Origin of the sequence: Bradyrhizobium sp. CCBAU 051011, assembly GCF_009930815.1 — a bacterium.
In the GTDB taxonomy this organism is placed as follows: domain Bacteria; phylum Pseudomonadota; class Alphaproteobacteria; order Rhizobiales; family Xanthobacteraceae; genus Bradyrhizobium.
In genome coordinates, this window is the sequence record NZ_CP022222.1 from 3,549,626 (window position 1) to 3,562,142 (window position 12,517).

9 protein-coding genes are annotated in these 12,517 nt (G+C 61.5%); 4 read left to right on the plus strand and 5 right to left on the minus strand.

From position 1 onward, the window contains the following. Window positions 1–313 precede the first annotated feature (313 nt). Window positions 314–880 (plus strand): hypothetical protein, encoded by a 567-nt coding sequence (locus ACH79_RS16765; RefSeq protein WP_161851974.1) that lies wholly within the window; start codon window positions 314–316, stop codon window positions 878–880. A gap of 162 nt (window positions 881–1,042) precedes the next feature. Next, a complete protein-coding gene (locus ACH79_RS16770; protein WP_161856401.1) occupies window positions 1,043–3,829 on the plus strand; it encodes a UPF0182 family protein in 2,787 nt (928 codons plus the stop codon). Between the two features lie 1,702 nt (window positions 3,830–5,531). On the opposite strand, the gene ACH79_RS16775 is transcribed toward ACH79_RS16770, so the two are convergent. The 5 genes from ACH79_RS16775 to ACH79_RS16795 form a co-directional block, all read right to left on the minus strand. Further along, window positions 5,532–6,395, minus strand: a complete 864-nt coding sequence (locus tag ACH79_RS16775; protein ID WP_371419417.1) for a hypothetical protein — start codon at window positions 6,393–6,395, stop codon at window positions 5,532–5,534. Window positions 6,396–7,129: 734 nt separating this feature from the next. Then, complete coding sequence (locus ACH79_RS16780) at window positions 7,130–7,396, minus strand: HGGxSTG domain-containing protein (RefSeq protein ID WP_161851976.1); 267 nt, start codon at window positions 7,394–7,396, stop codon at window positions 7,130–7,132. A gap of 21 nt (window positions 7,397–7,417) precedes the next feature. After that, complete coding sequence (locus tag ACH79_RS16785) at window positions 7,418–8,104, minus strand: hypothetical protein (RefSeq protein ID WP_371419418.1); 687 nt, start codon at window positions 8,102–8,104, stop codon at window positions 7,418–7,420. A gap of 248 nt (window positions 8,105–8,352) precedes the next feature. Continuing rightward, entirely contained in the window at window positions 8,353–9,261 is a 909-nt protein-coding gene (locus tag ACH79_RS16790; protein ID WP_161851977.1) for a PaaI family thioesterase, read from the minus strand. Window positions 9,262–9,367: 106 nt separating this feature from the next. Then, on the minus strand, window positions 9,368–9,559 hold the full coding sequence (locus ACH79_RS16795; RefSeq protein ID WP_161851978.1) for a hypothetical protein: 192 nt from the start codon (window positions 9,557–9,559) through the stop codon (window positions 9,368–9,370). Between the two features lie 502 nt (window positions 9,560–10,061). On the opposite strand from ACH79_RS16795, the gene ACH79_RS16800 reads away from it, so the two are divergent. Together ACH79_RS16800 and ACH79_RS16805 are read left to right on the plus strand one after the other, a co-directional pair. Further along, entirely contained in the window at window positions 10,062–11,552 is a 1,491-nt protein-coding gene (locus ACH79_RS16800) for an amidohydrolase family protein (protein ID WP_161851979.1), read from the plus strand. A gap of 2 nt (window positions 11,553–11,554) precedes the next feature. Continuing rightward, the gene (locus ACH79_RS16805; RefSeq protein ID WP_161851980.1) at window positions 11,555–12,487 is read left to right on the plus strand and encodes a GTP-binding protein; all 933 of its coding nucleotides are present in this window, start codon (window positions 11,555–11,557) and stop codon (window positions 12,485–12,487) included. Window positions 12,488–12,517: the final 30 nt, after the last annotated feature.

Below are 12,517 nucleotides of genomic sequence, written 5' to 3' on the forward strand. Positions count from 1 at the left end.
AAAAAGTTCCCGCTGGCTCGCTTTGGCCGCGGTGGGATGCCGGACAGTCAGGGGAAAGACAGTGGGACCCTCTGGCACCCCCGGTGCACGGCGATGGCCATGTCGGGATCAGGCCTTCGAGCTACCTCGACAGCATCCGGTCGGCTCAAGGCTTGGCAGCCGATTACATCGCCAACGAAGAGATCATCTACGGCTGAGCGCAAACATGGGATGGCGCGCCCCGCCGCTTCTCCGGCCGTTCAGCACCGCTCCCGGCCGCGGAACCAACGCTGCGGCCAATGCGTTCTAAAAGCACAGCATTGGCAGCGCACTCATGAATGCCCCTTTTCCCGTCGTGCTTGCCGCGGCGCTCTTCAGCGCTACCATCGCGACGATGCATGCGGATGCTGCTCCTCGAAAAAAGAAGACCGCGGTCCCCCCAGCAGCTAGCGTCGCTCAGCCACCAACGGACAGGTTTTTGGCCTGCGATGTCCGGGTGCGAGACTATCTTCGCGAAGGCGGAGCCGCGATACGGGTCACCAAGATCGAAGTGGATGATGCCCGACTTCAGTTGAACATTCATCATGAGTATGGAGAGGCAGGAAAGTCGCCTCGAAAACACCTCCGCGGGGACAGCGAAGAAGAAATGCGCAAAAATCTGCGCGGAATATTGGATGAGTTCGCGGCAGCGGCGAAGGCCGCAGCGGCTGGTCGCGCTTGGTATGTGATCGCTGCTCGCAAGGTCATGCCGGACCTCCGCGACGGTTCGGGCGAGAACGCGAGTCCGTGGACGGCTGTTGTCCTCGCGGATTTCGAGGGAAAATGCAGACCCATCACGTTCTATCAGTCTGTCGATCGGAACAAGCTCAATCCTGAACTTAGCAAGAAATTGGAGGAGTGAAGTTTTACGCTTGAAGTGATTTGCAGTCGTGGCGACGGCGCCTGGACGCCATGAGGCGCGGGGAGGATGCTTAACTGCCGTCGCCGGTGGGGGGCCGCTGTGACGCGCAATCCCGTCATGAATCAAGCGGCAAACATTCTTCATTTCTGCTATCATCAAACCATGACGATCGGGATTGCCGGACCCGAACGGAAGGCACCAAGGCAAAGCGCCGTGGTCGGGTTCATCATTGCGGCCGTCTTCTCCGGGATTTGCCTGATCCTGCTCTGGCTCGCGAGCGACTTCCTGGTCGACTGGCTGTGGTTTTCTGCGATCGGCTATCCTCAGGTTTTTTGGACGACGATCGGCGCCAAAGCCGTCATCCTCTTTGCAGTCTGGACCGGAACTGCGGCCGTCCTTTGGTTGAACGGATGGCTCGCGGTCCGCTTTGCCCGACGGCAGCCGCCGCAATCTGTCGCGGCCTTCGTGCGGAATCTTTCGGGCAATGTGCCGCCGCCCGACCTGTTCGCGATCGTGCGCGACCGGCTGCCGTGGCCCCGCGTCATCGCGGGCGGTGCCGGTTTGCTCGCTCTGCTGGTTGCCGCCTTGGAAGTCGGCAATTGGGGCGTCATCCTGCAGTTTTTCTATCACGTTCCCTACGGCGCAGACGATCCGCTCTTCAACAAGGATATCAGTTTCTACCTCTTCGTGCTGCCGGCCTATATCCTCGTCAAAAACTGGATGATGCTCACACTCGTTCTGAGCGCGCTCTTCGCCGCAGCGATCTACTGGGTGCACGGCGACATCGAATACGACATCCATCATCGATCGACGTCGCCGACAGCAATCGCCCACGGCTCGGCGTTGCTTGCTCTCCTCTTCGTCGTGAAGGCCTGGTCGTATGTTCTCGACCGTTATCTGCTGCTCTATGGCGACAACGGCGTCGTCGTCGGCGCCAGTTACACCGACGTGCATGTGGGGCTGCCGGGCCTGTGGCTAATGATCGGGCTGTCGATCAGCGCGGCGGTTGCTGCGTTGGCAAACCTCCGGGTGAGGACCTACCGGCTTCCTGCCGCCGCGGTCATGCTTGTCGTCATCGGCTCTTTCGTGCTGTCCGGCATAGCTCCCGTGCTGTTCCGGCAGTTCTTCGTCAAACCAAGCGAGTTGGAGCTGGAGAAGCCCTACATTGAACGCAACATCGCGCTCACCCGGCAGGCATACAATCTCGATCAGATCGCAGCCAAGCCGTTTGCTGCCGAACAGAAGCTTACCTCCAAGACGCTCGACGCCAACAAGGCGACAATCGAGAATATCAGGCTGTGGGACTGGCAGCCCTTGTCAGACACCTACGCGCAGCTGCAGGAGATCCGCACCTACTACAAATTCCATCATCTTGACGTTGATCGCTATTGGCTCGATGGCTCCTACCAAAGCGTAATGATCTCGGCCCGCGAACTGCGGCCCTCCTTGCTGCCGCCGAATGCCCAGACCTGGGTCAACCGCCACGTGCTGTTTACTCACGGCACCGGTGCGGTGATGAGCCCGGTCACTCGCAAGAGCAGCGAAGGGCTGCCATTCTTTTATTTGCGCGACATACCCCCAGTTGCGGACGGAGGCCCCCAGATCCGCGAACCGCGCATCTACTACGGCGAAGAGCACGACAGTTACGTCATCGTCAAAGGGAGCACACCTGAGTTCGACTATCCAAAGGGAAAGGACAATGTCTACGCGGCCTATGACGGCACCGGTGGCGTTCCGATCGGATCGATGGTGTGGAGAGGCCTGTTTGCTTATTACTTCAACGACCCGAACCTGCTGCTCTCAAGCTACATCACCGCCGACAGCCGGATCATGATCCGCCGCAATATCCAGCAACGCGTAGGAACGATCGCTCCCTTCCTCAGGCTCGATCACGATCCTTATCTGGTCATCAGCGAGGGGCGGATGTTCTGGATGCAGGACGCCTATACGGTGAGTTCCTATTTCCCCTATGCACAGCCGGTGCAAGAGCTGGGCCTCAACTACATTCGCAATTCAGTGAAGGTTATCGTCGATGCCTATAACGGAACCGTCGACTTTTATCTGATGGACACCGGTGACCCGGTCGCCGCAACCTTCCAGCGCATCTTTCCGAGCTTGTTCAAGCCGTTCGCGGTTATGCCGGCGGACCTGCAGAGGCACATTCGCTATCCGGAGGATCTGTTCCTGATTCAGGCGCGGCTCTATCAGACTTACCACATGGAGGCGGCCGACGTTTTCTATAACCGCGAGGATCTCTGGCAGTTCCCGCGCCAGCCGGGCGGCGGCGGCGTTGCAACGATGGCCCCCTACTACATCATCATGCGGCTGCCCGGTGAGCCGCAGGCCGAGTTCTTCCTCATGCTTCCGATGGTGCCTAGCCGCCGCGACAACATGATCGCGTGGCTCGCCGCGCGCTGCGATGCGCCCGACTACGGCAAGCTGATCGTCTACGAGTTTCCCAAGGAGAAGCTCGTCTACGGGCCGTTCCAGATCGAGGCGCGGATCAATCAAAGTACCGAGATATCGCAACAGATCACTCTTTGGAATCAGATGGGCTCGCGGGTGATACGCGGTGCGAACTTGCTTGTGATCCCGATCGAGAACTCGATCCTCTATGTAACGCCGCTCTATCTGCGAGCGGAACACGGACACCTGCCGGAACTGAAACGCGTGATCGCAGCCTACGGCGAACATGTGGTGATGAAGGAGACACTCGCCGAGGCCTTGGCCGCGCTGTTCATGGAGCCCGGCGCTGCGCCGGCAGTTTCAACCACGACAGAGGAGAGGCCCGCTACAGGCCCGGCGGCAAGTCAGGCACGTGAAGCGCTTGATCGCTACAATCAAGCAGTAGAGCGATTGAAGTCCGGAGATTGGAAAGGCTTCGGCACGCAGTTCGATGCAATGCGCGAGCTTCTTGAGGAAATGAACCGACGCTCCACCAGCCACTAGGGCCCCGAATCTTCAGTCCAGCGCTGCCTCTGACCGGCGGCGGCTTGCACAAGCCCGGCCGCGAAGTCGGGATCGGAAGTTGTTTTTGCCATTTTGAGCAATGCTGCCGCTGCCTCACGTGCATGGAAGTAATTAGACATGGATACTCACGTCTTACTCTTCTGTTTTCCTGATGCAGCATAAACAAAACGCCGAGTTTCCGTTCCGCGGCGGAAGTACAAAATACACAAAGCGCTTTGGTCCATGACGGACCTGTCGGCTGACTGATCGAAAAAGGAGCTCCTCGGGCGCAGGCAGGGAACCCAACGGCCCACGTAAAAAAGCTTGCTGTGGCTCGCGCGCCACAGGATTGAGGCGAAAAATTCCCTAAACGTTGTAATTGCGACTCAACGGGGAAGATATTTTGGCATGTTTGCGGCGCGGCCCAAGCCAACAAGGTTTCCCGCAACTTTTGTTGCGGTGACAGCACTTGTGATTGCCACGCTGAGGCTAAGCGTCCCTTCGTCCGCAATTGGGAGCGACTTTGAGGAATGTGCGGAGTGGAGCCGAAGGATGTTTTTGGGCGCCGAGCGCGTCGCGCGGATTATGGATTGCGGCGCCCGCTTTGCCGGCCGCCAAAAGATGGGCGGAGGTTATGCCTACTACGATCTATTCCAGTACCGCAGCTTCGATATCGCTGGTCCGAACCCGACTGCGAACGAGCGCGCACGGATTTATGCGGCGTATAAGCGCTTTCTTGATGTGCAACGTCGCGAAGCGGCTTTGGCCGAACTTCAACAGCCAGTCGCCGAAGAGCCTCGCATCCTCGCATTGTCAACGCCCAACCCGCGCCGTCCAAAGCGGTCGAGGCCGGAGTCGTGCATGATAGAAGGCTCGTTGTCGTGTACTTGGGTGAAGTTGGCGTCTACCGTTAGAAACGCGTTTGCTTCGAGCGGCTCCAGGCCTGTAGCTCCAACGAACTCGCGCTAGCGATCGCCACTTCCGACCACCCAACACCTTCCCTTTGGTCGGGCCGGGCAGCATCGTTCTCGCGGCCAAAGTCACGGCTTTCGCTCGGCCAACTTGCCGCAGCGACGCGGTCTCCGATCGGCCACGATCGCAATTGCTCCCTCTTTTCGAACCTCTCGACAGATCCGCCGCGACTTCTTCTGCGCCCTCGTCGAATCGATTATCACGCAAGCATTCTAGCTTCACGAACTCGCGGATGCGACTGGACGTTGCATTCCCGTCAGTTGTCGCCGCAATCCACCGGGGGCTCCTAAGATGCACGTCCCTAAAATTCTTTTCCATTTTATGCAGCTATTTCAATGATATACGAGTCGTGAGCTTTTATTTTGAGACTTTGCGCGCTGTTGCGAAACCCAATCACTTCATCTCTTCCAGCAGCTTCCGCGCTTCACCCAACAACGCCTGAATCTGCTTTCGCTCGGCGATCGCATCCCCGGGAATTACGGTGACAGTGCATAAAACTCTTACCCGGCGTTTGAGTGCACTGTCACCGTAATCGCATCTCGGCTTGAAACCGAAGCGTCGAACCGGCCCAAGCGTAGGCGAACGGCTGCAGGCGGCCTATGAGAAGGTGATGGCGAAGAGGGCCAAAGGCTGACGTCAGCGAGGCGCAGCCCGCGATTGCCTGACGAACGTCGCGGGACAAGCAGCCTCACGCATACGCAAAAACGGCAACTGTCCCCTTCATAGGAAGCTATTGAGCCGCCGTCACTCGCAACGATTTCCTCAGAGCCCGTTTGGGGCTCGCTTCCGGATCCGCGATCGGGCGGCGGTAGGTCGCGACGCGGCGCAGCCAGCCGACCTCGAAGACACGGTTGGATGGAAGGTTGCGAACCCTCTGCTGCAGGACGAACTGCGCCGCATCGGCGAATTCGGCGCGTACGGCCTTCGGATCGCTGGTATCACCGTTCATCTTGAGCAGCACCTGCTTGAGACCCCAACCCTGCCGCCGCCCGGTCTCCCTGTCCATGGCGGCTTCGTTCGGGTTGGTGCCCTCGCCCTTGAAGTTGATGTAGTCGATCAGCGGATAAAAATTCTCGGAGGCGCGAATGACGCGCGTGAACTGGATGACGATATGTTCGCGCTCCGTGCCGTCGGGCGTCGTCTTGAGGATCTTCTCCATCGCACCTTGCGCCCGCGCCACCATGAATTGCGTCTGCTCCGGCACGGTGTCGAGCAGAAACTGCCTCAACTCCTTCATCTGCGGTGAGTTGGCGTTCTTCCTGAACTCGGCCCGGCTTGTCCAAGGGTTGGCCGGAATTTGCGTCTGGTCCAGCCAGGCGGGCAAATGCACGTTCTTCTTGCGCATGAATTCGAGCAGGGCCGGAAAGCTCTCCTCGAAAGGCAGCCATTTGCCGACAGGAAACCAGATGAAATGACCGATGCCCAGGGAAGCGAATTCCTCGTTCGCACTCCATGCCGTGATCGCATCACTTTTTCCGCCTGTTTCATTCAGCCAGATCTTCTGGCCGATCTTCTTCGCCAGATCGCCCGGCAAGACGAGCTGTGGTACAGGTAAATCCTTGGCCTCGTGGCTCGATTTCCGTGCTTCCGGCATTTGAACGGCAGCTTCCGGCGCTGGCTTCTGCACCTCAGGCCGTCGCAGGACTGTTTCGGGGTCCAACTTCTGCGTGTGGGATGCTTGCTCGATGCCAGGCCCGTCCTGCTCTTTTTCGTTATCAGCGACGCGTGTCGCGGCCGGCGCGACTATTTCCGCCAATGCCGTTTGCGTCGCCATGCCAGCGACGATGACACACGAGAGCAGCAATGAGCCGCAAGCAAGCACCTTCGCGCTGTACCGTCCGGGTTTAGCTTGCCGTGCCGTTCTCCTGCCGCTACCCGCACGCCAGCGGCCAATGAAATCACCGCCCATGTCCATGTTTCCGAAGGCTAGCCTGACGGGAAGGGTCGTGCGTGCGAACAACACGATGCGTATGGCGAAATCGTGGGGTCATAGTGGCGGCCCGGTGCCGGCGGACAATCCTGCGCATCGCGCCGACGACGGGGGCGAGAACGCGGTCCCTGAGAACATCCCGAGAATGCTGATGCGCGTTCGACCGACACCTCCCGCAGATCGGGGCATTACGGTGACAGTGCATAAAACTCTTACCCGGAGTTTGAGTGCACGGAATTACGGTGACAGTGCATGAAATTTTCACTCCAGTTGAGTGCACTGTCACCGTAATTGGCCAATGCTTGAACGGCAGGTATGGCTAGCTAGAAATCGAATGCTGTCGGTGCAAGACAAGGGCAAGCTTGCCAACGCGTGGCGCACCCTTCTGCGAAAGCCAATCACTTCATCCCCTCCAGCAGCTTCCGTGCTTCACCCAACAACGCCTGAATCTGCCTTCGCTCGGCGATTGCATCCCTGGTGAACAGGCCGTGCTTGCGCGCATTCTGGTTTGCCCTTGGCGCGCCGGATCCCGGTGCTGCGCCGTGCATGCGGCAGCGCTTCCTGCCATACACCGCCGGCGAGCGGCACGCGCCGCCGGAACGGGTTTTGGCGCCGCAACGTGGGCTCGCCAGCATCGCGCCGGTGTTTCTGATGTGATCGCTCATGCCTGGGCTTCCGGCTTGGCATCAGCGGGAGCGCGCTTTCGCCTGGAGCCCGACCCTTTCGGCGCTTTCCGGCGCCGCGGGTGCCGGCTTCTTGTCCGAAACGATCACGCGCGCATGCTGCGTGACATTGCCGACGATGGCCTTGCCGCCGTCCCCGACCGACACGTTCTGCACGGTGATGGCGGGCTCGCCATGGCTCCGGTAGCGGTTAAGCGCCTCGATCTGGGCGGGAAAGGTGCGGGCGAGCCTGCCCAAGGCGCGCGCGGCGCTGTCGTGCTGGGCGAGATCGTCCGCATTCGCAAGGTGATGGGCGCACCGCATCGCCATCACGTGAACGGAAACCATCTGCGCCACCAGCATGGCCTCGACGGCATCCCGGGGCTTGATGCTCGTCACCATCGAAATCATGAAAGAGAGGTTGACCTCGTCAGGACGCTCGCCGCTCACGCTGGCCTTTACCAGTTGCCTGATAATGCCATGCATCGCTTCGCGGCTGGCGACCCCCAGTGCGTTGGCCATGAGCTGTTCGCCGATTTCAGGGTCAGGATGGTCGATGGAGAATCCGTGCGACAGCAGCTTGATCCGCGGGGCTGCGGCAGCGTTGGTCTGGCCGGTTGCGGCGATCGACGTTGGCACAGTGATATCAGGAGCGGTGTTCATGTCGAGATTCCCTAGGGCACGCGCGGGCCGAGCGCGCGGTTCGGCCACGCACAGGCGGTCGTTCGCCGCGGTGATCCCTGCAATTTCAGTTGTGGGTAAGGATGTTCGGCCGCAATCGTACCGACACGCCCGCTATTGCGGGGCGACGGGCGTTTACAGGATTGCGGGATGATGAAGAAATGCCGCTGATTTGCCCGACGCGTCAAGTTGCTTTTTCGGATGGCGTCGGCCGCCGGCTACTTTGCATGGGGTTGTTTTCGATATTTTGGCAGCGCGCATGTCGGAGGCGCAGCTTCCTAATCCTTCTCCGCCGACCGCCTCAGCTTGAAATGCCCGAACGCCGTCGCGATCGGCTTCGCCGCATCCTCCTGCCAGGCCTGTGCCTGGAAGGCGACGATGCGCTGGCCCTGCCTGACGATCGAGACATTCGCAAAACTGTCCAGCGCGCGTCCCGAACGCAGATAGTTGATGGTCAGGCCGATCGGCTTTGGCGGCGTTGCAATGCCGAGTTCGCGTGCCACGCCAATAATCGCCGTCGTCTCCAGGAAGGCGCCGGTGATGCCGCCGTGAATGGCGGGCAGCACCGGATTGCCGATGATCTTCGGCGAGAACGGCATGCGCAGCACGCCGTCCTCAGTGAGGCGGATGCCGAGGCAGCGGGCGAACGGGCTTTTGGCGAATGGACCGGAAGCATCATCGGGGCAATCGAGAACAGGTACCTCATACGCTTCCCTGTCCTGCAGCATGTTGGTGCGGTTGGCGCCGACCATGAAGCACGCGGCGGCGGTCGCGACAGGATCCTGCTCGGTCTCCTGATAGGCGGTCGAGCGCACGAAGGCGATCGAACGCGTGACGTGATAGCAGATCGAATGCGCCTTGATGTCGAGACCGGGTTTTGCGGGCTTCTGGTAATCGATGCGCAGGTCGAGCGTCGCGATCGCGCGGCTGCCGTCAAGTGCCAGCTGCGCGGCCATGCCGCAGCTCTCGTCGAGCATGGCGGTGACCACGCCTCCGTGGATCACGCCGGTTTCCGTGTCGCCGGCGAAGACGGATTGGTAGGGCAGGCTGGACCAGGCCTCGCCGCGCTCGGCGCGATCGATGCGAAGTCCGCTGGCGCGGCCATAGGTAGACCGGCGTTCCGCGATCGCTTTCGCGAGTTGCTCGAACGGCAGCGGCTGCCCGTCATAGGTGGGGATTTCAGACATGCCGGTGGTTTAGCATGCCGTCGCGGAGAATGTGCAGCAATAGCGCCGCGGAACTGCCGGCGGTCTGCCTTTGCGTTCCTGCGTGCGGGAGTGCAGGTTGGGTGCGCTAAGGCCGCAAAACGTCTTGAATGCGATCATCGCCTTTCGGCGTATCGCGCCGGCTTACTGTCGGCTGATCCTGGGGCGGCCGCGACGCTCTTTCGATGCATTCAATGTCTTCTCGTAATTTCTTTAGCTCGAAATACGCTGTGATGAAGTTGAAATCTGCTGAAGTAGCCGCAGTGGGACGTTTGCTCATATCAATCACTCCGCTCTTTCCAAGAGCCAATAACAAGAACCAATAAATTCGTCGCGCGTGCTCGAAAAAGCAGCGTGCGGACTCGTAGAGGTTAGGCCCCAAGGCCCTCGACGAGTCCGCACCGACCGCGCCGCTTTAACTACCCCCGCAGCCACACTTGCCGATGTTGGCCGCAGAGTCTGTAGCGCCGCGAACACAGCAACACTGAACTCGTCGATGTGGTAACGGAGTTACAGCTTTTTCCCGCTGCTGGACCGCTAACCTCAAATCTTCCCGTCCGCCTTCCTGGCGAAGCGATGCCGCTGTCGGCGATCGATCTGCAGAGGATGCCTTCGCGATGAAATGCGGGATGCGGAACAATACGCATGATGCGCCAGCGTCAGCGGAGGTGGTCGTCGGTCCGAAAATCTGGCTCTATTGGGATCGAGACGGCCCGTATTTTGCCTGCGGAGCTGTTGCCGGCCCTGGCCGGACGGGGGTCTTTGCATACGGGAGTGGCGATATGGGTGGTTTGGTGATCAGTGGCGGCCGGGTGGTGGATCCCGCCAGCGGGATGGACGCCATTGGCGATGTGGCGGTGGTGGATGGCCAGATCTCCGCTGTCGGCACCGGGCTCGGCAGCGCCGAACGGGTGATCGACGCGACCGGGCTGGTGGTGGCGCCCGGCTTCATCGACCTGCACGCGCACGGCCAGTCGATCCCGGCCGACCGCATGCAGGCGTTCGACGGGGTGACGACCACGCTCGACCTCGAGGCCGGCGTCTTGCCGGTCGCATCCTGGTATCGGCGCCAGGCCGATAAAGGACGCGTGCTGAACTACGGGGCCGCCGCCAACTGGGCGTTCGCGCGCATTGGCGCGATGACCGGCTCCAATACGGAAAGCTCGCTGGAGGCGTTCGGCAATGCCATGCGCGATCGCCGCTGGATCGACAACGTGGCCAGCGACACCGAGGTGGCCGGCATCCTCGACCGCCTTGCCATTGGACTGAACGAGGGCGGCATCGGCATCGGCATTCTCAACGCCTATGCTCCGGGCGCTGGCGTCCAGGAATTAACCGCGGTGTGCCAACTGGCGGCAGCGCATGATGTGGCGACCTTCACCCACGTTGCCTATATGTCCCGCATCGACCCGGAAAGCGCCGCCGAGGCCTATATCCGCCTGATCGGCTATGCCGGCGCCACCGGCGCGCACATGCATATCTGCCACTTCAACTCTTCCAGCAAGACGGACGTGGAGCGTTGCGCCGTGCTGGTGGCCAAGGCGCAGGCGCAGGGCCTGCCGATCACGGTGGAGGCCTATCCGTACGGCACCGGTTCGACGGTGCTGGCAGCGGCGTTCTTCAGCGACCCCGAATTCGTGGAGCGCAACGGCACCGGCTACGATTCGGTGCAGCGGGTGACCGACGGGCGACGCTTCCGCGACCGCAAGGAATTGCTGGCGGCGCAGGCGGAGGAGCCCTCCACGCTGGTGCTGTGGCACATCCTGGATACCGAGAACAATCCGCACCATCGCGACCTCCTGGACATATCGGTGCTGTATCCCGGTGGCGCGATCGCGTCCGACGCGATGCCGTGGACGCTGTCGGACGGCAGCGTCTACACCGGCGATGCCTGGCCGCTGCCTGATGACGCCACCTCGCATCCGCGGTCGGCGGGCTGCTTCACCCGTTTCATCCGCGAGTGGGTGCGCGAGCGCCGGGCGGTGTCGCTGCTTGAAGGCATCCGCAAATGCGCCCTGATCCCGGCGGAGATCCTTTCCCGCAGCACGCCCGCCATGCGCGCCAAGGGAAGGCTGCAGGCGGGCGCGGATGCCGACATTGTCGTGTTCGATTTCGAAACGCTGACCGACCGGGCGACCTTCTCGGCGATTAACCGCCCGTCGGAGGGCGTGCGGCATCTGGTGGTCAGCGGCCAGCCGCTGATTTCAGATGGCGTGCTGGATGTGGCGGCAAGGCCCGGCCGGCCGGTGCGCCGGCCCGTTGTCGAGAGCTGATTGTGCCGATCCCGGTCCTGCTGATCACCGGCTTCCTCGGGGCGGGCAAGACCACGATCGTGAACCACCTGCTGGCGAATGCGGCGGGGCGGCGGATCGCCGCCGTGGTCAACGATTTCGGCGCGATCAACATCGATGCGGAGCTGATCGCGGGCGCCAGCGACGGGGTGGTGAGCCTGAGCAACGGCTGCATCTGCTGTTCGCTGGAAGGCGATCTCTTGCGCACGCTCGCCGCCCTGCTGCGGCGTGATCCGCCGCCGGAATTCATCGTGATCGAAACCAGCGGGATCGCCGATCCGTCCGATATCGTGCGCACCCTGATGGATCCCCTGATCTGGCGCGAGGCGCCGCTGGAAACGGTACTGTGCGTGGTGGACGCGACGACGCCGCCGGGGAAATTGAACGACGACGCGCTGTTGCGGTCACAGCTCCGGGCGGCAGACGTGGTGGCGCTCAGCAAGGTAGACCTGGCAGACGCGGCGCGTCGCGCGCAACTGCGCGAGGCGATCCGCGCGTTGCATCCGGCGGCAGTGGTGGTCGATGCCCTGCATGGCGAAGTCCCGGCAGCGCTGCTATTCCCTGTTGACGTCGACCGCGCGCCGACGCCGCGTGAGGTAGGGCCGCGACGACCGGCGATTGACCGCTTCGAAACGCTGAGCTGGACATCGGAACAACTGGTATCGCTCCCGCGGTTGCAGCACGCGATCGGTCGGCTGGCGCCGAAGCTCGTTCGGGCGAAGGGGGTATTCGAGACGGTGGAGCAGCCGGGGCGGTTGATGGTGTTTCAGCTCGCCGGCGGGCGCGCGACGTTGGCGCCGGGCGGGGAACCGGCCGCCGGGGTGCCGCGGACACGGATCGTATTCATCGCCGAGATCGGGATTCTCTCGAAGTCCGAGATCGACACGATCATGGAAGCGTGCATCGAAGCTGTGTGAGTGACGGCATGTTGCCCGATGACTGATTGA